Below are 18,592 nucleotides of genomic sequence, written 5' to 3'. Positions count from 1 at the left end.
CGTCGGCAAGGCACGCAGGAGACTGGAGGTTCGCAGGTGATCGGCTTCGTGTTCCCCGGTCAAGGCACGGTCCGGATCGGCATGGGCGGCTGGCTGCGCCGCGACCCGGCGGGCGCGGCGGTGCTCGCGCGCGCCGACGAACTGCTGCCCGAGCCGGTGTCGGAGCTGTGCGCCCGCGGGCCGCTGGACGAGCTCGTCGACACCCTGCACGCGCAGCCCGCCGTGACCGCGTGCAACCTCGCCGCGCTCGCGGTCCTGGGTGACCGCGGCGTGGAGCCGGACATCGTCGCCGGGCACAGCGTCGGCGAGATCAGCGCGCTGTGCGCGGCGGGCGTGCTGGACGTCGACACCGCGCTGCGCCTGGTCGCCGACCGCGCCCGGTTGATGGCCGACCTGCCCGACACCGGTGGCATGACCGCCGTGCTGGGGTTGACGCCGCAGCGGGTGGAGGAGCTGGCAGATGAGGCCGCCCGGCCGGGTGAGCCGCTGGTCGTCGGCCTGGAGAACGCGCCCGACCACACCGTGGTCTCCGGCGCGACCGCGGCCGTCGACCGGCTCGTCGCGCTGGCCACCGCGGCCGGCGCCCGCAAGGTGGTGGCGCTCAAGGTGAGCAACGCGTTCCACTCGCCGTTGATGGCGGGCGCGCTGGACGGCTGGGCCGAGGCGGTGCGCGCGACACCGATGCGCCCGCCACGCGTCCCGGTGGTGCCGAACGCGACCGCGGAGCCGACCACGGACCTGCCGACCATCGTGGACGCGCTGATCGCGCAGCTCACCGCGCGGGTGCGGTGGACCGAGACGATGCGCGTGCTCGCCGACGCCGAGACCCTGGTCGAGGTGGGCGACAGCAAGGTGCTCGCCGGGCTGCTGCGCGGCGTCGGCGCGCGGTGCGTCAGCATGGCCGACCCGGCCGCCGTGCGGAGGTTGCGCCGCCCGGAGCCCGCGGCATGAGCAGGTGGGGCAGTGCCGCGGTCTCCTTCGGCGGGCTGACCGCACCGTGGCAGTTGGTCGAGCCGATGCCGCTGGAGGTCGTGTTCACCCGCCCGGAACGGCTGCGGTCCGGTGCCGGTCGCACCCTCCAGCACTGGGCGGGCAGGCTCGCGGCCAAGTACGCCGTGCTGCGCCTGCTGGACGAGCCCGCGACCGCGGAGCACCTGGGCGCGGTGGAGGTGCTGCCCGTGCCCGCGCCCCTGTGCGACCGCACGGCGGCCTGCCAGCACGGCCACCCGCCGGGCGTGCGGCTGATCGGCGTGCTGGACGGCAGGGAGGCGGCGGGCACCCGCATCCGGGTCTCCGTCAGCCACACCGCCGACCTGGCGTTCGCGGTGGCACTGACCTCGGCTCGGCTGCCCGAGGACCACGACCTGGAAGCGGTGACCGCATGGACCTGATCGAGACCGCCGCGCGGTGGACCGCGGCCTGGCACGCCCGTGACGCCGCCGCCATCGCCGACGCGGTGGCGGAGTTCGCCGACCCGGACACCCCGGAGCCGGTGTCGGGCGCCGACCTCGTCGCGCACGTCGAAGCAGTGCTGACCCGGTTCCCGGACCTGGTGCTCGACTTCGCGCCCGCCGCCGACGCGGGCGACACCGCCGTGCTCACCTGGACCCTGGCCGCCACGCACCGCGCCCACTACCTGGGGATACCGGGCACGGGCGGTGCGGCGGCGGTGGTCGGCGCGGACGTGCTGACCGTCGTGGACGGCGCGGTGCGGGTGCGCCGCCACTTCGACCGGGTCGCGCTGGCCTCGTCGCTCGGCCACACGGCACGCTTCCTCCTCGACCACGACGAGGTGCAGGAGTACGGCATCAGCGCGCGCACCACGGTGGGCCGGACCGACTACCCGCGGGTGCTCGCGTTCACCTACCTGGACTTCCGCGAGGAGGTGGAGGGCGCGGACGTCGACCTGCTCAGCACCGAGGTGGTCAAGTCGCTGCGCGCCTCCAAGGGCTTCCTCGGCGTGGGCACGTTCGAGATCGGCAACCGCAAGTACACGATCAGCGCCTTCGACCGCCCCGAGTCGGTCCGCGCCGTGCACGCGCGGCCGCACCAGCGGTCCCTGCGGAAGTTCTTCCGCGGCGGCCTGTGCACCGGGGCGTACACCAGCGTGTGGGTGCTGGAGCGGGAGAGCCTGCACCTGCGCTGCCCCGACTGCGAGGAGGTGGTCGACGCGGGCGCGGGCAGGACCTGCGCGTGCGGCACCACCCCGACCCCCGACCCCCTGTTCTGACGACGCCAGGAGTTGCCCGATGACGGTCTTCACCGCCGACCACCGGCCCGCGGCGGGCGGGCGACCGCTGGTGGCCTTCATGTCCGCCCTGTTCGCGGGCGGCTGGATCTGGGACCACCCGTTCGCCGCCCTCGCCGACGCCGGGTGGCCGGTGCTGCGCACCGAGGAGCCCATCTGCGGCGTGGACGCGAAGGTGGCGGGCTCCATCGAACGCCTCGGCGACGCCCTGATGGAGGCCGTGGACGCGGCCGGCGCGCGGGAGGTCGTGGTCTGCGCGAACTCGCTGGGCGGCCTGGTCGCCATCGACCTCGCGGGCCGCTTCCCCGACCGGGTGAAGGCCATCGTGGTCAGCGGCGCGCCCGGCCTGACCGCCGACCCGGACGTGGGCCTGAACATGGACCGGCGCGGCGACGTGCGGTTGCAGGGCGAGCAGTTCCGCGACCGCATGCTGGCCGCGCTCTTCCACGGTGAACCGCTGTTCACCGACGAGCAGGTGGAGTCGACCGCGCAACTGCTGCGCCAGGGTTCGGCGATGGTCGCGATGGCCCGCAGCATCCGCGCCACCAGGACGTACCAGGTCGACCCGGCGATGGACAAGGTCACGTGCCCGTCGCTGTACATCTGGGGCCGCCACGACCGCATGACGCCGATCGAGCCGTGGCTCGACCTGGTGCCGCGGCACGCGAACACCGAGTTCGTCACCGTCGAGGACTGCGGGCACATCCCGATGATCGAGCGCGGCGAGGTCTACACCGCCGAGCTGCTGCGGTTCCTCGACGGGGTCACCGGGTGACCGCGCCGCTGATGCTGTTCGGGGTGGACGTGGTGGACGTCGCCCGGGTCACCCGCGCCATGTCCTACAGCGGGCCCGCCTACACCCGGCACGTCACCTCGCCCGCCGAGCGCGACCTGCACCCCGATCCCGGCCTCGCCACCGCGGCCACGGTCGCGGTGAAGGAGTGCCTGGTGAAGGCGGTCGGCGGCCGGCCGCCCGGGTTCTCCTGGCACGACTTCGAAGCGCGTGGCGAGGCGCCGCTGCCCGGTGCGGAGTGGGCCGACCCGCTGCTGGCCGCCGCCGTGCCCGAGGTCGAGGCGGCCACCCGGGTGTCGATGACCGAGCGGTGCGCCTACACCGTGTTCGGCGCCAGCGGTTCGGCCGCCCTGGCGCGGCTCACCGAGCGCTCCGCGGACCCCGGCGACGGCGTGGCCGTCGTCGGCATGGCCCGCTGGGGCTTCCGCGGTGACCTGATCGTCGCCCTTGCCATACTGACCACCACATCGAGAGGAGCGCTGCGATGCCCGTGACCGAGGCCGCGGCCGAAGTACGCATTCAACCGGGGGACTCCGTCCAGGAAGCGCTCGACGCCTGCGCGCCGGGCGCGGTGCTGCGCCTGGCCGAGGGCACCTACGAGGGCAGCCTGGTGATCGGCCGCCCGGATGTGGCGCTCGTCGGCGCGGGCGCGGGCCGCACGGTGATCGTGCCCGGCGCCGTCACGCCCAGCGCCGTGCCGGCACTGCACGACGCGCCCGCCGACGTGGTCAGCGGCATCACCGTGCACGACGTGTCCGGTGTGACCGTCGAGGGTTTGACGGTGCGCGGTTTCTCCGGCGCGGGCGTCTACGCGCACACGGCCACCGACCTGCGGCTCGTCGACGTCGAGTCGGTCGGCAACGCGGTGTGGGGCCTGTACGTGCGCGAGTCGGCCAAGGTGGAGGTGCTGCGCTGCCGCGCCGAGGGCAGCCAGTACGGCGGCATCGCGCTGGCGTTCTGCCCGGCCGCCGACGCCCTGATCGCCGACTGCGAGACCACCGCCAACGCCTTCGGCGTGTTCGTGGACAACTCCAGCCGCGCCCGGGTCGTGCGCAACCGCAGCCACGGCAACGCGGCGGGTGTGCTGCTGCTGCACCAGACGTACGAGGGCGAGCTGCCCGGCGGTGTCGCCGACGTGCTCGTCGCGGACAACGACATCACCGGCAACACCCTGGCCTCCGGTGGCGACGAGCCCGGCGTGCTGGGTTTCGCCGGCCCGCCGATCTCCGGCGTCGGCATCGCCGCCATCGGCGTCCAGCGCGTCGCGATCGTCGGCAACCGGCTGCACCGCAACGAACCCGGCGGCCCGTCGGTCATGGGCGCCGCGCTGGTGCTGGCCTCGTCGGCGGACTGGGGCGGCTCCGACTCGGTCGACAACTCCATCGAGTGGAACACCATCACCGGCAACAGCCCGTTCGACGTGCAGATCGGCACCGACCCGGGCAACCAGCGCTTCCGGAACAACGTGGTGGGCGCTTCCCAGCCGGAGCGGATCGAAGGGTGCGGACCCTGATCGAGAGGATGACATGACGCCTGCGCTGGTGTGCGAGGGCCTGGTCAAGCGGTACGGCGACAAGACCGTGGTCGACCGGGTCGGCTTCCACATCGACGAGGGGGAGGCGTACGGGTTGCTCGGCCCCAACGGGGCCGGCAAGACCACGACCATCTCCATGCTCGTCGGGCTGCTGCGCCCGGACGAGGGCTCGGTGCGGGTCGGTGGCATCGACGTCGACGAGGACCCGGTGGCCGCCAAGCGGCTGATCGGGTACGTGCCGCAGGAGATCGCGCTGTACCCGGAGCTGACCGCCCGGGAGAACCTGCGCTACTTCGGCAGGCTCTACGGCCTGCCGCGGCGTGAGCTGACCTCGCGCATCGGCGAGGTGCTCGACCTGGTCGGCCTGGCCGGTCGCGGCGACGACAAGGTGGACACCTACTCCGGCGGCATGAAGCGGCGCACCAACATCGCCGTGGCCCTGCTGCACCGGCCGCGCCTGCTCATCCTCGACGAGCCGACGGTCGGCGTGGACCCGCAGAGCCGCGTCGCCATCCTGGACCGGGTCGAGGCGCTGGTCGGTGACGGCATGAGCCTGCTCTACACCTCCCACTACATGGAGGAGGTGGAGCGGGTGTGCACGCGGGTCGGGATCATCGACCGGGGTCGCGTGGTCGCCGACGGGACCAAGCGCGAGCTGGTCGCCGAACTGGGCGGCACGGACCGGGTGGAGCTGACGCTGGACGGCGACGTCACCGCGGCGGCCGACAAGCTGCGGGTCGTGGAGGGCGTGTCCGAGGCGGTGGTCACCGGGTCGTCGTCGATCCGGTTGCTCGTCGCCGGCGGGCGGCACCTGCTGCCCGCGCTGCTGGCCGCCGTCGGCGACGCGGGCGCGGTGACCGGTGTCGAGGTCGTCGAGCCCGACCTGGAGGCGGCGTTCCTGCACCTCACCGGCAGCACCCTGCGCGACTGACGCGGACCGAGCTAGGGACGGGCGAGAACCTTGGGGAAGAGCACCATGCGTGCCCTGCTGGTCGTGGGTGGCCACGAGTTGCGGTCGCGGCTGCGGGACGGCACCGCGCCGCTGATCGCGCTCGTCGCGCCGATCATGCTCGCGACCCTGTTCGGGCTGGCGCTGGGCGGTGACGACGACCCGCCGCTCAAGGCGACCATCGGCGTGGTCGACCTCGACGGCGGCGAGTTCCCGGCCAGTGTGCAGCGGGAAGCGTTGAACACCGACGAGTTGAAGGGCGTGCTGACCTTCCGCCAGTACCCGGACGAGGCCGCGGCGCGCGGCGCGGTCGACGGCGGTGAGGCGGGTGCGGCCCTGGTGTTCCCCGCCGGGTTCAGCGAGGGTGTCGGCGCGGGCCGCGGCGGGCAGGTGTCCGTCATGGAGTCGCCCGAGTCGCCGCTGGCGGGTGTGGTGGCGCGCAGCATGGTCGATCGGATCTCGGCGCTGGTCGAGGCCAGGACGCTGGCCGTGCGCGCGTCGCTGGAGGCGGGCGTGCCCGCCGACCGGGTGCAGGTGTTCGTCGAGGAGAACGGTGCGGCGGGGCCCGCGCTGTCGCTGGTCGGCGACCCGGTCGCGGGCGGGCGGGTGGACCTCGCCGTGCACTACGGCGCGGGCATGGCGGTGATGTTCGCGTTCTTCGTCGTCGGCACCACGGCCCGCAGCCTGCTCACCGAGCGGCAGAACGGCACGCTCGACCGGATGCGCGCCGCCCCGGTGCCGCTGTGGACGGCGCTGGTGGGCAAGAGCGCCGTCGGGTTCGGGCTCGCGCTGGTCAGCATGTGCGCGACCTGGCTGTCGTCGGTGCTGATCTTCGGGGCGAGCTGGGGCGACCCGCTCGGGGTGTTCCCGCTGCTGCTGGCGCACGTGTTCGCGGCGACCGCGATCGTGATGCTGGTGGCCAGCCGCGCGAAGACCGACGCGCAGGCCGACGGCTACACCCTCGGCGTGGCGTTCGTGTTCGCGTTCCTGGGCGGCAGCATCGTCCCCGTCTACAACCTGCCCGAGTGGCTGCGCGGCGTCTCGCTGATCACGCCCAACGGGTGGGTGTCGGCGGGCCTGTCGGAGCTGGCGGGCACCGGCGCCGGCCCGTCCGCCGTGCTCGGCCCGATCGCCGTGGTCACCGGCATCGGCGTCGTCGCCGGCGCGCTGGCGCTGCTCGGCTTCCGCAAGGGGAGGTTCGCGTGAGGCCCCGCCCCGTCACCGCGCTGGTGCTGGCCAACCTGAAGCGCCAGTTGCGCGACAAGGTCGGCATGTTCTTCATCGTCGTCATGCCGTTCGTGACGATCGTGTTCGTCGGCATGGCCCTGGGCGGCGACGCGGCCGACGCGAAGCTGCCGGTGGCCGTGGTCGCCGACACCTCCGACCCGGTGTCGGCGGCCGTGGTCGCCGAGCTGGAGTCCGACGCGGCGCTGGAGGTGCGGCGCGCGGAGTCCGCGGAGGAGGTCCGCGACGGCGTCCGCCAGGGTGAGCTGGCCGCGGGGCTGATCGTGACACCGGGTGACACCGACCTCGAACTCGTCATGACCCAGACCAGCGGCAGCGGCATGGCCGCGCGCAGCGAGATCGACGTGGCGGTCGGCCGGGTGGCGGCCGTGCTGGAGGCGACCCGCGCGGCGCGGGCGGCGGGCGCGTCACCGGAGCAGGCCGACGAGTACGTGCGCAAGGCGAAGGAGGAGGCGGTGGCGGTCACCGTCGCCTCGACGGGCGGTGAGGAGTCCGCCAAGCCGACCGGCTTCGCCTACACCGCGCCCGCGAACCTGCTGCTGTTCACGTTCGTCAACTCGATGGCCGTCGCCGCCGCGCTGGTCGAGAGCCGCCGCATCGGCATGGTCCGCCGCTCCCTGGCCGCACCCGTGCGGCGGAGCCGGGTGCTGCTGGGCGAGGCGTTGAGCCGGTTCGCGGTGGCGCTCGCGCAGTCCCTGCTGATCATCGTGGTGAGCCGGTTCCTGTTCGACGTGCGGTGGGGCGACCCGCTGGGCGTCGGGGTGGTCGTCGCGCTGTTCTGCCTGATCGCCACGGGTGCCGCGATGCTGGTCGGCGCCCTGGTGCGCTCGCCGCAGCAGGCACCCGCCATCGGTCCTCCGGTGGGCATCGTGCTGGGCATGCTGGGCGGCTGCCTGTGGCCGCGCGAGGTGGCCGGCGAGGCACTGGGCACGATCGGCTACCTGTTCCCGCACTCGTGGGCGATGGACGCGCTGCTCACCCTGTCCCGCCCGTCGGCCGGCCTGGGGTCGGTGCTGGTCGAGGTGGCGGTGCTGGCGGGCATGGCGGTGGTGGTGCTCGGCGTCGCGCTGGTGGTGTTCGAGCGACGGGCGCTGGCCACGGTCTAGCCGTGCGGGCTCGCCGGAGAAGTGCCGTGGCGTGCGCTGTCGTCGGTGCTTCGATGGCGCGCGGCCGGTCAGGGGTGGCCGGTGTCGCGGGCGGCGGGTTCGGGTTGGCCGTCACGAACCGGTCGACGATGTCGAGGGCCGAGACGCCGTGGACCTCCTCGACCGCGTTCGCCGCCGAGTGGCGGGTGGGGACGGCGGCGCCGGCCGCGATGAGCGGTTCGACGCGGTGGCCGCAGGTTTGGCAGAGAGTTGCCCAGTGGCGGCCGTACCGGGTCGTGAGTGGGGAGTTCACACCGCGCCCTGTCCACATCGGACTGACGAACCAACCCGGCTTCCACGCACCTACCCCACCCGCGAGGGCTCGTGCAGCGGCATCGCGGTGGTCCACAAGACGCGCTCTCCGTGGCCTGCCTGCGCGGCACCAACCGGCGTCGCGGTTCTCAGGGTCGCGGTGCGGTGGTGCGCACGCCTTCGAGCAGGGCGGTCAGGTAGCGGTGCGCGGTGGTGACCCGGTCGGCGGTGGTGCCGCTGTGCAGTTGGGCGGCGTAGGCGATGCCGCACATCAGGGGGACCACGTCGGCGGCGGCCAGGTCCGGGCGGACCCGGCCGGCTTTGTGGGCCCGGGTCAGCAGGGTCGCGCCGATCGACCACAGCGACTGCTTGAGTTCCGTGGTGCGCGGCAGGGCGTCGGTGGGCGCGGCGGCGACCGGTGGCAGGGACGCGTCGGTGAGCTGTGCTTCGACGGTGCGGAACAGGAAGTCCTCCAGCGCGCGTCGGGCGTCGGGGTCGGCCATGGCCTGTTCGCCGTGCGCGACGAGGGTTTCCAGGCAGGGGGTGGCAACGGTCTCCAGCAGCGCCTCGGCGGTCGGGAAGTGCCGGTAGACGGTGCCGACACCGAGTCCGGCACGGTGTGCGACGTCGTTGAGCTGCAACGGCGTGCCCGCGTCGACCAGCTCTCTGGCCACCGAGACGATCCGGTCCCAGTTGCGGGCGGCGTCCTTGCGCAGCGGCCTGGTCGTCATGGGGTCAGCGTAATCGGATGGCAGATCCGGATCGTCCCGGCGGCGCGTCACGCGGTGGTGAGGGGCGCGTGCCGTTCGCTGAGCCGGCGCACCGCCTCGGCGATGCGGCGGTCGGTCGCCCAGCGGAACGGCGCTACCGGACGGGCCTCGGCCCCGATGACGACGCCGGTCCGACCCGCCAGCGCTTCGTCGGTGGCGGCGACGATCGAAGGCTTGGCCGCCACGGACGCGGGGCCGGAGGTGGAGCGTTCGAACTTGCGGCGCACCAGTGGCCACAGCAACCGCAGGCCGGGTGAGACGATCTTCGGGTCCGCCATGGTGCCGGCGGTCATGTCGGTGGCGGCGCCGCCGGGGTCCGCGGCGAACACCGTGACGCCCGTGCCGTCCAACCGCGCGGCCAGGTCGAGCGTGTAAGCGAGGTTCGCGAGCTTGGCGCGTCCGTACCAGTGGAAGCCGTAATAGCCACCGGGCGGCTCGACGGCGTCGAACACCCGCTTCGCGACGACGACCGCGCCCGAGGTCACGTTCACGACCCGGCTCGGCGCACTCGCGGCCAGCGTGGGCAGCAGCAGTTCGGTGAGCAGGTACGGCGAGAGGTGGTTGACGACGAATGACGCCTCGACGCCGTCGTGCTCGCGCGGCTCCGCGAACATCGCCCCGACGTTGTTGACCAGCACCGTCAGCGGCTCGCCCGAGGCGGCGTGGTCGGTGGCGATCCGGTCGGCGAGGGACCGGACTTCGTCGAGTGACGCGAGGTCCGCCCGCAGGAACCGGGCGGGGTGCGCCGGTCCCGTCGAACCGATCCGGGCAACCGCGCGGGCACCGCGTTCGGCGTCGCGCCCGACCACCGTGACCGCGAACCCGGCGGCCGCGAGTCCCAACGCCGTCTCCAGCCCGATGCCCGCCGTGCCCGCCGTCACCACAGCTGTCCGCTTCATGACCCACCCACTCCGACGCCGATCCGGATAACTAATCCGCTTGTCGCCACCGTAGCACGGTAACGGATCACCTATCCACTTAGTGGTGCCGGTCGACACCTGAGAACGCGTTCCGGGGTGGTGAACGGCTGGTCGCCCAGCACTTCCTGGAGTGCAACGCCAACGGCCACCGCGTCCACGACGCGTCGAAGATCCAGAACGCGGACCAAGCCGGCGCGTACCTGGACGAGGTGCGCGAGTACTCCTACGACCCGTTGGACCCCACCACGGCCAAGATCGAGGCCGGCAAGGCCACGGACTTCACCTACCTCGGCCTGACCGACAAGGTCGTCGCCGAGGAGATCGCGGGGCAGCTCCAGCGGACCTACCAGTAGGACTCGTTCGGCCTCCGGCTGACCCAAATCAAGAAGGACACCGACGGCACCGGTCCGAGGTCGACGAGGACTCCAGCTACGGCTACAACCCGCACACCGACGTCGAAACGCTGGCCAAGGACAACGGTGACACTCGAGTCACCTACGGCTGCACCGCCTACGGCAAGGACGACACCGAGGCCTTCACCGGCATCGACAAGCCCGAAGTGCGGCAGCCCGGCAAGGAGCCGTACGACATGGGCTTCCGCGACTACGACCCCGGCATCAACCGGTTCTTGACGCGGGACATGTGCAACGGCGCGCTCACCGACCTGAAGCTCGGCAGCGACCCCTTCACCGGCAACCGCTACGCGTTCATTGGTGGCAACCCGATCAGCCGCCTCGAGATCGACGGCCGCTGCTGGGCGTGGGACTGGATCTGCGACACGGGCAGCGCCATCGGTGACGCCGCCTCCAGCGCGGCGAGCGGCACCGCGGCCGAGGCGACGTGGGACTTCTTCGGCCAGGTCGGCGGGTCCTCGGTGGGGGTCATCGAGGGGATCGGCGGGACGCTCGGCGAGGCGTCGGACAGCGACCTGCTGAACATCGCCAAAAACCCGCGCAACCCGGACGAGCAAATCGAGATCAACCGCAACTCCGACGGCACGATGACCATCATCCAGGGCAACCAGCGGGTCTACGAGCTGTTGATCCGGGCCGGACAGGGCAGTGTGGATCGAGGAAATCCCGCTGTGGGGTTTCTGGTGACGAGAACGGACCGAAGCATGAGCATCCGCCGGTGGGTCGCGGACCTGCTGCGCGTCCGCGACCCGGACCTGCGCGTGGTGACGCGGGAGCAGCTGCTCGCGCTGCGTGAGACGGCGAAGGCGCGCGGGTACACCGGTCGGGCGTGGCGGGACGGCGAGGACTACGCCATCGACGAGACGGCGTTCATCTGGCTCCAGGTGGGGGATGAGATCGGCGACGGCGTGGTGGTGTGCAACCTCGTCGTGTCGCAGACCGAGTTCACGGGCAACAGGCCGACCGGCACCTCGGTCCGCCGCCACACGCTGCACGTGCACGCGAACGACCTGCGTCAGGCGAAGCGCGCCACCGCCGACGAAGCCCGCCGCGCGTACTTCGTGCTGCAGTCCACCCTGTCGCTCGATCTGGACGAGGTCGGACCCTGGTGACGGTGACTGGCTCCTGAGCCGTGACGTGCCCGACGTGATCGGCCGATCGCGCTGGGCACCGTCGTAGTTCCCGGTGGCTCTGCCCCGTAGCGCCGGCTACCGCTACAACCCGGTGGCACCGGTGACCGCACCCGATCGTCCGAAGAACCGATGAGGTCGAGCTGTGCCCGCGCAGGCCGATGCGGGTGGGGTTGCGGCTACTTCGGGTTCTGGTTCAGGTCGGCGACGAGTTGCAGGTAGGCGAGCTTGTAGGGGTTCGCGTCGCGTGCTTCTCCGGTGTCGGCGAGAGCCTGCCGCAGGAGGCGGTCGGCGTGTTCCCTCGTCGCCCCGAGGTGTTCGGCCTGCTGGTGGTAGTCCTCCTCGGACGTGATGGCGTCGGTGTAGGGGTTGGTCACGTCGTAATGCTGCCTCGCGGTGGTCGCGGTCGCCAATCGGGCGATGAGGGTGGCGGAAGCGGATGACGAGGAACGCGCCGTGGAAGGGGTGCCGCAGCGGCCCGGAGCCGGGTCGCCCAAGTCGGGGGCAGCGGCAGGGCGATCGGGAACAGGGTCAGGTGGAGCGGGAGTCGGGAACGGCGATGTGGCGTGGGTCACTTCGGTGTCGGGTTGACCTTGGTGTGTGCTCCAACCCTTAACCTTCGCCCCTGCTGTCGACTGTTCGGGGCCGCGCCGGTGACGGCTGCGGGTCGGGGACGCAGAGGGGAACGAATGTCCAACAAGGCGAAGAGCGATCAGCGGGAGACCGGGCGCGGGTCCGGCTCGTCCCTGTTGACGGTGTGCCTGACGGTCGTGCTGTTCCCGTTGGCCATCACCGGTTCGTCGGTCGCGCTGCCCGCGATCAACGGCGAGTTCCACAACTCGCTGGCGGCCGGCCAGTGGGTGGTCAACGGCTACAACCTGACCTACGCGGCGTTCATGCTGGCGACCGGGTCGCTGGCCGACCTGCTGGGCCGTCGCAAGATGTTCCGCGTCGGTGTCGCGCTGTTCGTGCTCGGCTCCGTGGTCTCCGCGGCCGCACCGGGGATCCTGCTGCTCGACCTGGCACGCGTGGTGGCCGGTGTCGGCGCCGCCGCCGCGACGACCAGCGGCAGCGCCATCCTGGCCGACACGTTCGAGGAGGGCCCGGCGCGGGCCAAGGCGTTCGGCGTGTTCGGCACCGCGGTCGGCCTCGGCCTGGTGTTCGGTCCCAGCGTGTCCGGTGTGCTGATCAGCTCGTTCGGTTGGCGCTCGGTGTTCCTGCTCCCGACGGTCGTGGGTATCGTCGTGCTGCTGCTGACCCGCGTGCTGCGCGAGTCGCGCAACCCGAAGGCGAACCGGGTCGACTGGGCGGGGACGATCACCTTCACGCTCGCCCTCCTGCTGCTGATTTTCAGCCTCATCCAGGGGCCGCAGTGGGGTTGGGGTCACCCCGTCGTCATCGCCACCCTGACCGGCACCGTGCTGGCGCTGATCGCGTTCGTGGTCGTGGAACGACGCCAGGACCAGCCGATGCTCGACCTGGCGCTGCTCAGCCGACCGAAGTTCCTGGGCGTGTCGCTGGCGACCGTCCCGGTGGTGTTCGGCTTCGCGCCGCTGGTGATCTACCTGCCGTCCTACCTGGCCTCCGTCGACGGCTTGGCGGCGGCGCAGATCGGCGCGCTGATGCTGATGCTGACCGTGCCGGCGCTGGTGTTCCCCGGCGTCGCGGGCATGGCGGTGAAGTGGGTGCCGGCGTGGGTGCAGATCACGCTGACCGCGGCGCTGGCCGCGATCGGCCTGGCGTGGCTGACCGTGGTCGAACCGGGCATCGGCTACCTGAACCTGTTGGGGCCCTTGGTGGTGATCGGCATCGCGGTGGGCATCTCGTTCGGCCTGCTGGACGGTGCCGCGGTCAGCAGCGTCGACGCCGCCCGTGCCGGCATGGCGGCCGGCATGTTCAACACCGTCCGCCTGACCGGCGAGACGATCTCCATCGCGGTGGCCGGTGCGCTGCTCGTCAGCTTCACCCAGAACGCGGTCGGCGAGCGCGCGGCCCGGTTCGGCCCGTACTCCGACGACCCCAACGGCCTGGCGAACGCCCTGAACCAGGGCGACCTCGCTCGCGCGGCCGAGACGATCCCCGAAGACCAGCGCGAGGCGTTCACGAGGGCCGCGGGCGAGGCGTTCGCCTCCGGTCTGCACGGTCTGCTCTGGGTGATGGCCGCCCTGTGCGCGGTCGTGTTCGTCGTCATCGCCTTGCTGCTGCGCGAACGCCGTCCCGCCGCTTCCGAGGTCGACGCGAGCGCGTAGGGACGGGAACGAGAACCGCGCACCGACCCGACGTGAGCGCTCAGTTCATCGACGACTCGCCCTGGGCCGGCCACGGCGACTGACGGGCGTTCTGGCCGACCAATAGGGGGCAGCCGGCGACCTGCGGGCACTTGACCAGTTGGGGGCAGCCGCACGCCAGGGTCGAGTTCAGGGTGTTCAGCCACGCCTGGCGTTCTTCGATCTCGCGCTGGATGCAGGCGCGCCGCTGGGCGGCGATCTCCTGCCACGATCCGCCGGATTCCTCGGCCTCGTCCAGCAGGGAGGAGATCTCGGTGAGGCTGAACCCGATGTTCTGGCACGTGCGGATCATGGAGAGGCGGTCGAGCACCTCACGCGGGTAATGCCTCTTGCCGCGGATCTTGGGGCCTTCTTCGATCAGGCCCACGCGCTCGTAATAACGCAGGGCCGATGACGCCACGCCCGACAACTTCGCCACTTGGTCGATGGGCAGCAAGTCTCCTGTCACGATCGTCCCCCCGGTCTGTCGGACCCCGGCAGTCCCGCCGTGCGGCTCGGCAGCGTCGATCTGTCGGTACGAGATGCATCTTGAACGGTACGGGAGCGGATCGGAAGTCGGTCCGTTCCGCTGACGGGTGTGGGTCGACGCCGGTCGCGGGCGCCATTCCGCCGGCTCCTGTGGCGTGGGTCACGCGCTCGTGGGTCTTGGGGGTGGTTCTCCTCCAGGGTTCGCCGTCGGCACAGCTCCAGCGCGGGGTGGTGTCGCGTCGATCATGGCCGGGGCGCGCTCGGCGGGAGGTGCGGTTCTCCGAAGCGGCGAGCCGAGCGGCATCGACCCGGCGGCCGACGGCTTCAGGCCGGACGGTGTACCGGCGGGTGCGCCCTGTCGCGAAACGATTATGGGTGGATTTCCGCTGCGGAGGTGCCACCGGGCGGTGCGCCGAACACGTCGGAGAAAAGGCCGGCCGCCTCCTCGGGGGCGTGTGCCTCGAAGATGAGCCCACCTGCCGTGAGGTGGAGCGTGAAGTCGAAGAACGCGCAGCAACGCTGTTCGGCCGACGCCAGTTCGGCCGCCCGACCCGCCCGGGTGCTGGAGAGCCGCCACCGCAGCCCGTTGGCGATGCCCTCGGGTCGGGCACCGTCGAGCAGTTCGCGCCACTCGCCGACGCGTGCCGCCTTCTCCTCGCCGGTCAGCGTGCAGGCGATCGGCACACCCGCCACGGGTCGGAGGTCGAGCAGGCGTGCGGAGGGCAGGGGCGTCACCGAGGGGGACCGCGGATCGCGGTACGGCCGCCGCGCCGTCCGGTCCATTTCATCGGTCATGGATCCACGGTAACCCTGGAGCGGGCTCCAAGGCTTGTCTGGAACACCCGATGGGATGAGGTCCGGCAAGGGACTGCCGGATCCTCGCCTCGAGGAACCGGGGACCCAGCAGTCCTCGACGAGCCTGGTCGGGCTACTCGATGCGGGCGGTGATCGCGAGGCGGTTGAAGGCGTTGATCACGGCGACCACCCAGACGACCTGCTGGGTCAGCGCCGGGCCCAGGTCCGCGATGGCGGCGTCGAGGACCGCCTCGTCGACGTGCGTGTCGGCGACGAGGGTGACGGACTCCGCCAGGGCGAAGATCCTGCGTTCCCGGTCGGTGAACGCGACGTTGGTCTCCCAGTCGGCGACGTTGTCCACCCGGTCCTGCGTTTCCCCCGCGTGCAGGGCCTTCTCGACGTGCATGCGCACGCAGTAGCCGCAGCCGTTGATCTGCGAGCAGCGGAGCTTGATCAGTTCCACCAGGCCGAGGGGGAGTTCGGCGTCGTCGTCGACCGCCTTGGAGAGCGCGCTCATCGCGGCGAAGCCGGGGCCTGCGAACGGGTCGAGCTTGGGCATCGTTTCTCCATCGTCGGGAAATGGGGGACGGCGGCGGTGTCACCCGGGTGGGGGGAGCCCGGGTGACACCGCCGCCAAGAGGCAGTCGGGTCAGCTGCCTCGGTCAGTCGCCGGTGCGCTGCCCGAAGTCGACTTGCCGGACCGCCTTGCCTGATGAGGAGCCGCAACCGCAGTCGTCGCCGCAGCCGCCGCCGGAGGCCACCGGCTGCTCCAGCGGGACGATCTTCGGCGCCGCGGGCCGGGGCGCCTCGATCCGCGGAGCCTCGGCCTTGGAGCCGCAACCGCAGTCGTCACCGCAGCCGCCACCGGCGGACACCGACTCGACCACCGGCAGTTCGAAGGCGGCCTTCGGCAACGTCGCCGAGTGCTCGACGCTCGCCTTGGCGGGAGCCGTCACGGTCGTCCTCTGCTTCCCGCCCTTGCCGCCGCGCAGCAGCCGCAGGCCGTTGGCGATGATCACCAGGGCGAACGCCTCGTTGATCAGCACACCCTGGGTCAGGTTGAACGCGCCGATCAACGCCGCGACGACCAGGGCGGCGATGACGACCAGCGACACGGCGACGTTCTGCGCGATGATCCGGTTCGCCCGCCGCGCCAGCCGCACGGTGTACGGCAGCTTGGTCAGGTCGTCGGACATCAGGGCGATGTCGGCGGTCTCCATGGCCACGTCCGTGCCCGCCGCGCCCATGACCACGGCGACGTTGGACGTCGCGAGGGCCGGCGCGTCGTTGACGCCGTCGCCGACCATGGCCACGGTGCCGTGCTGGGCGCGCAGCGCGGTGATCGCGGCGCTCTTGTCGGCGGGCATCAGCTGCGCCCGGACGCTCGCGATGCCGAGCTGGTCGGCGATCGACCGGGCGACGCGCTCGCGGTCGCCGGTGAGCATCACGGTGTGCGCGACGCCGAGCGAGCGCAGCTCGGTGATGGCGGACTTCGCCTCGGGGCGCAGCTCGTCGGCGACGCCCAGCAGGCCGATCAGGGCACCGTCCGCGGTGACGGCGACCGGGGTGGCGCCGGCCTGCTCGATCTGGGCCAGCGCGGCGGCGGCCGACGGGTCCTTGCTGTAGTCGGCGACGCGGCCGACCGCGATCCGGCGACCGTCGACGGTGGCCTCCGCGCCCTTGCCCGCCACGATCGACACGTCGTCCGCGGGCCGGACCTGGATGCCGCGGTCACGGGCGGCGTGCACGACGGCTTCGGCGATCGGGTGGGTCGCGGCGGCTTCCACCGCGGCGGCCAGCCGCAGCAGCTCGTGGTCGTTGTCGCCGTCCAGCGTGTGCACGGCCACCAGGGCCGGGCGGCCCAGGGTCAGCGTGCCCGTCTTGTCGAACGCGACCGCCTTGAGCCGGCCGAGCTCCTCCAGGTAGGCGCCGCCCTTGATGAGCACGCCGTCGCGGGCGGCGCGGGCCACCGCGGACACCACGCTCACCGGCACGGACAGCACCAGCGCGCAGGAGCAGGACACGATCAGCACGACCAGGGCCCGGTAGAACGCCTCGGTGAAGGTCAGGCCGAACACCAGCGGCCCGAGGGCCACCATGAGTACCGCCACGCCGATCATCGCCGGCGTGTAGATCGCGCCGAACCGGTCGGCGAACCGCTGCGCCCGGCCGCGGTTCTGCTGCGCCTCCTCGACCTCGCGGATGACGCGGGCCAGGACGGTGTCCTGGTACTGCTTGGTCACCTTGACGCGCAGCGCGCCGTCACCGTTGAGGGTGCCGCCGTAGACGGCCTCGCCGGGCACCACCTCGACCGGCATGGACTCGCCGGTGATGGCGGAGGTGTCGACCCAGGAGGCCCCCTGGGTGACCTCGCCGTCGGTGGGCAGCCGGGCGCCGGGGCGCACCAGCACCAGGTCGCCGACGCCGAGGTCCTCGACCGGCACGGTCTCCACGGCGCCGCCGAGGGTGAACCGCTCGGCTCGACGGGGCGCCAGGTCCATCAGCTTCTGGATGGACTTGCGGGCCCGGTCCGCGACGAAGGTCTCCAGGATGATGCCCAGGGAGAAGATCACCACGACGCACGCGGCCTCGACGAACTCGCCGAGGGGGATCGCGCCGATGACCGCCACGACCAGCAGCACGTTGATCGTGAACCGCTTGTTGCGCAGCATCGTCAGGGCGTTGCGGCCGGGGTAGATGATGCCGAAGGCGATGGAGATGATCGCCAGGGTGTTCGCCAGTGTCGTGGCCTCGGGCGCGCGCCGGGTGACGATGTCCGCGGCTGCCATGAACAGCGCGGCGATGCCCAGGAGGATCATCTCGGGGCGCAGCCACCAGCGCGACTTCTTCTGCGGCGCCTCGTCCACGACCGCCGGCTTCTCCGGTTCCAGGGTCAGCCCGGAGGCGGCGGCGGTGCGCAGGAGCACGGTGTCGCTGAGCGTCTTCGGCGCCTGGATCGCGAGCACGCCGGACGCGGAGAGCATCTTGACGTCGCGCACGCCCTCGACCCGGCGCAACGGCGTGAGGTCGCTGGCGCACTCGACGCAGCCCGCGAGGACGCGGTACCGCCGCACCTCCAGGCCCGCTTCCGCCGGAGCGTCCGCCCCGTTGGTTAAGGGTTGTGTGGTCACTGCAGGTCACCCGCCTGTTCGCATAGGGAAGACCACCTAGCGCGACCGACGGTAAAGGTTGGACCGCACTCCAAGGTCAAGCCCTGTTCCCGCCGCTTGACTTGAAGCCGAGTTCAACTTCGAGACTAGCCGCTGCCACCGTGTGAGGAGGAGATCGGTGACTTACGTGATCGCGGAACCCTGTGTCGACGTGATGGACAAGGCGTGCATCGAGGAGTGTCCCGTCGACTGCATCTACGAGGGCGACCGCATGCTCTACATCCACCCCGACGAGTGCGTCGACTGCGGTGCGTGCGAGCCGGTCTGCCCGGTCGAGGCCATCTACTACGAGGACGACGTGCCCGAGCAGTGGGCGCACTACACCAAGGCGAACGCCGACTTCTTCGCCGAGCTGGGGTCACCGGGCGGTGCCTCGAAGGTCGGCAAGGTCTCGGCCGACCCCCCGGTGATCAGGGACCTGCCCCCGCAGGGCGACCAGGGCTGACCCACCGCACCGGGGCAGGCCCGGCAG

At 72.0% G+C, this 18,592-nt stretch carries 20 protein-coding genes; 13 read left to right on the top strand and 7 right to left on the bottom strand.

Going from position 1 to position 18,592, the window contains the following annotated elements:
• The first annotated feature begins 36 nt into the window (after window positions 1-36).
• From LZG04_RS27360 to LZG04_RS27320, 9 genes are read left to right on the top strand one after another with little or no spacing between them, the layout of a single operon-like run.
• Window positions 37-951, top strand: coding sequence for an ACP S-malonyltransferase (locus LZG04_RS27360; protein WP_233822095.1), 915 nt, complete (start codon window positions 37-39; stop codon window positions 949-951).
• Complete coding sequence (locus tag LZG04_RS27355; protein WP_233822093.1) at window positions 948-1,391, top strand: phosphopantetheinyl transferase; 444 nt, start codon at window positions 948-950, stop codon at window positions 1,389-1,391. The genes LZG04_RS27360 and LZG04_RS27355 overlap by 4 nt, the downstream gene beginning before the upstream one ends.
• On the top strand, window positions 1,382-2,230 hold the full coding sequence (locus tag LZG04_RS27350) for an ester cyclase (protein ID WP_233822091.1): 849 nt from the start codon (window positions 1,382-1,384) through the stop codon (window positions 2,228-2,230). Before LZG04_RS27355 ends, LZG04_RS27350 begins: the two co-directional genes overlap by 10 nt.
• Before the next feature lie 19 nt (window positions 2,231-2,249).
• On the top strand, window positions 2,250-3,023 hold the full coding sequence (locus tag LZG04_RS27345; RefSeq protein WP_233822089.1) for an alpha/beta fold hydrolase: 774 nt from the start codon (window positions 2,250-2,252) through the stop codon (window positions 3,021-3,023).
• On the top strand, window positions 3,020-3,535 hold the full coding sequence (locus tag LZG04_RS27340; protein ID WP_233822087.1) for a 4'-phosphopantetheinyl transferase superfamily protein: 516 nt from the start codon (window positions 3,020-3,022) through the stop codon (window positions 3,533-3,535). Before LZG04_RS27345 ends, LZG04_RS27340 begins: the two co-directional genes overlap by 4 nt.
• Entirely contained in the window at window positions 3,526-4,554 is a 1,029-nt protein-coding gene (locus LZG04_RS27335; protein ID WP_233822085.1) for a nitrous oxide reductase family maturation protein NosD, read from the top strand. The genes LZG04_RS27340 and LZG04_RS27335 overlap by 10 nt, the downstream gene beginning before the upstream one ends.
• Before the next feature lie 13 nt (window positions 4,555-4,567).
• The gene (locus LZG04_RS27330) at window positions 4,568-5,506 is read left to right on the top strand and encodes an ABC transporter ATP-binding protein (protein WP_233822083.1); all 939 of its coding nucleotides are present in this window, start codon (window positions 4,568-4,570) and stop codon (window positions 5,504-5,506) included.
• Window positions 5,507-5,551: 45 nt separating this feature from the next.
• Window positions 5,552-6,730: an ABC transporter permease gene (locus tag LZG04_RS27325; protein WP_233822080.1), complete on the top strand. Its 1,179-nt coding sequence runs from the start codon at window positions 5,552-5,554 to the stop codon at window positions 6,728-6,730.
• Window positions 6,727-7,875: an ABC transporter permease gene (locus LZG04_RS27320; protein ID WP_233822078.1), complete on the top strand. Its 1,149-nt coding sequence runs from the start codon at window positions 6,727-6,729 to the stop codon at window positions 7,873-7,875. Before LZG04_RS27325 ends, LZG04_RS27320 begins: the two co-directional genes overlap by 4 nt.
• 440 nt (window positions 7,876-8,315) lie before the next feature.
• Here LZG04_RS27320 and LZG04_RS27315 read toward each other — a convergent pair whose 3' ends face one another.
• Both LZG04_RS27315 and LZG04_RS27310 read right to left on the bottom strand, forming a co-directional pair.
• Window positions 8,316-8,897, bottom strand: a complete 582-nt coding sequence (locus LZG04_RS27315; RefSeq protein ID WP_233822076.1) for a TetR/AcrR family transcriptional regulator — start codon at window positions 8,895-8,897, stop codon at window positions 8,316-8,318.
• A gap of 47 nt (window positions 8,898-8,944) precedes the next feature.
• On the bottom strand, window positions 8,945-9,835 hold the full coding sequence (locus tag LZG04_RS27310; RefSeq protein ID WP_233822074.1) for an SDR family NAD(P)-dependent oxidoreductase: 891 nt from the start codon (window positions 9,833-9,835) through the stop codon (window positions 8,945-8,947).
• 230 nt (window positions 9,836-10,065) lie between these two features.
• On the opposite strand from LZG04_RS27310, the gene LZG04_RS27305 reads away from it, so the two are divergent.
• A complete protein-coding gene (locus tag LZG04_RS27305) occupies window positions 10,066-10,209 on the top strand; it encodes a hypothetical protein (RefSeq protein WP_233822072.1) in 144 nt (47 codons plus the stop codon).
• Window positions 10,210-10,415: 206 nt separating this feature from the next.
• Entirely contained in the window at window positions 10,416-11,381 is a 966-nt protein-coding gene (locus tag LZG04_RS27300) for a hypothetical protein (RefSeq protein WP_233822070.1), read from the top strand.
• A 197-nt stretch (window positions 11,382-11,578) separates the two neighbouring features.
• On the opposite strand, the gene LZG04_RS27295 is transcribed toward LZG04_RS27300, so the two are convergent.
• Window positions 11,579-11,776, bottom strand: a complete 198-nt coding sequence (locus LZG04_RS27295; RefSeq protein ID WP_233822068.1) for a hypothetical protein — start codon at window positions 11,774-11,776, stop codon at window positions 11,579-11,581.
• Window positions 11,777-12,088: 312 nt separating this feature from the next.
• Here LZG04_RS27295 and LZG04_RS27290 point away from each other — a divergent pair, with 312 nt between their 5' ends.
• On the top strand, window positions 12,089-13,648 hold the full coding sequence (locus LZG04_RS27290; protein ID WP_233822066.1) for an MFS transporter: 1,560 nt from the start codon (window positions 12,089-12,091) through the stop codon (window positions 13,646-13,648).
• A gap of 40 nt (window positions 13,649-13,688) precedes the next feature.
• On the opposite strand, the gene LZG04_RS27285 is transcribed toward LZG04_RS27290, so the two are convergent.
• The 4 genes from LZG04_RS27285 to LZG04_RS27270 form a co-directional block, all read right to left on the bottom strand.
• Window positions 13,689-14,123, bottom strand: coding sequence for a MerR family transcriptional regulator (locus LZG04_RS27285; protein ID WP_233822001.1), 435 nt, complete (start codon window positions 14,121-14,123; stop codon window positions 13,689-13,691).
• Between the two features lie 401 nt (window positions 14,124-14,524).
• Window positions 14,525-14,950: a hypothetical protein gene (locus LZG04_RS27280; protein WP_233821999.1), complete on the bottom strand. Its 426-nt coding sequence runs from the start codon at window positions 14,948-14,950 to the stop codon at window positions 14,525-14,527.
• Between the two features lie 133 nt (window positions 14,951-15,083).
• Complete coding sequence (locus tag LZG04_RS27275) at window positions 15,084-15,509, bottom strand: carboxymuconolactone decarboxylase family protein (protein ID WP_233821945.1); 426 nt, start codon at window positions 15,507-15,509, stop codon at window positions 15,084-15,086.
• Window positions 15,510-15,612: 103 nt separating this feature from the next.
• On the bottom strand, window positions 15,613-18,081 hold the full coding sequence (locus LZG04_RS27270; RefSeq protein WP_233821943.1) for a cation-translocating P-type ATPase: 2,469 nt from the start codon (window positions 18,079-18,081) through the stop codon (window positions 15,613-15,615).
• A 157-nt stretch (window positions 18,082-18,238) separates the two neighbouring features.
• Between LZG04_RS27270 and fdxA the strand changes: the two genes are divergently transcribed.
• A complete protein-coding gene (gene fdxA / locus LZG04_RS27265; RefSeq protein WP_233821918.1) occupies window positions 18,239-18,565 on the top strand; it encodes a ferredoxin in 327 nt (108 codons plus the stop codon).
• The last annotated feature ends 27 nt before the right edge of the window (window positions 18,566-18,592 follow it).

This window comes from Saccharothrix sp. S26 (assembly GCF_021390395.1).
Lineage (GTDB): Bacteria > Actinomycetota > Actinomycetes > Mycobacteriales > Pseudonocardiaceae > Actinosynnema.
Note: the sequence above shows the minus strand (reverse complement) of the source record. Positions and strands in the feature narration are given on the sequence as shown.

Excerpts from the sequence above, each read along its gene's own strand:
- LZG04_RS27325 (WP_233822080.1), top strand. The coding sequence starts at position 5,552 with ATGCGTGCCCTGCTGGTCGTGGGTGGCCACGAGTTGCGGTCGCGGCTG.
- LZG04_RS27280 (WP_233821999.1), bottom strand. The coding sequence starts at position 14,950 with ATGACCGATGAAATGGACCGGACGGCGCGGCGGCCGTACCGCGATCCG.
- LZG04_RS27290 (WP_233822066.1), top strand. The coding sequence starts at position 12,089 with ATGTCCAACAAGGCGAAGAGCGATCAGCGGGAGACCGGGCGCGGGTCC.
- LZG04_RS27345 (WP_233822089.1), top strand. The coding sequence starts at position 2,250 with ATGACGGTCTTCACCGCCGACCACCGGCCCGCGGCGGGCGGGCGACCG.
- LZG04_RS27310 (WP_233822074.1), bottom strand. The coding sequence starts at position 9,835 with ATGAAGCGGACAGCTGTGGTGACGGCGGGCACGGCGGGCATCGGGCTG.
- LZG04_RS27335 (WP_233822085.1), top strand. The coding sequence starts at position 3,526 with ATGCCCGTGACCGAGGCCGCGGCCGAAGTACGCATTCAACCGGGGGAC.
- LZG04_RS27315 (WP_233822076.1), bottom strand. The coding sequence starts at position 8,897 with ATGACGACCAGGCCGCTGCGCAAGGACGCCGCCCGCAACTGGGACCGG.
- LZG04_RS27350 (WP_233822091.1), top strand. The coding sequence starts at position 1,382 with ATGGACCTGATCGAGACCGCCGCGCGGTGGACCGCGGCCTGGCACGCC.
- LZG04_RS27275 (WP_233821945.1), bottom strand. The coding sequence starts at position 15,509 with ATGCCCAAGCTCGACCCGTTCGCAGGCCCCGGCTTCGCCGCGATGAGC.
- LZG04_RS27330 (WP_233822083.1), top strand. The coding sequence starts at position 4,568 with ATGACGCCTGCGCTGGTGTGCGAGGGCCTGGTCAAGCGGTACGGCGAC.
- LZG04_RS27355 (WP_233822093.1), top strand. The coding sequence starts at position 948 with ATGAGCAGGTGGGGCAGTGCCGCGGTCTCCTTCGGCGGGCTGACCGCA.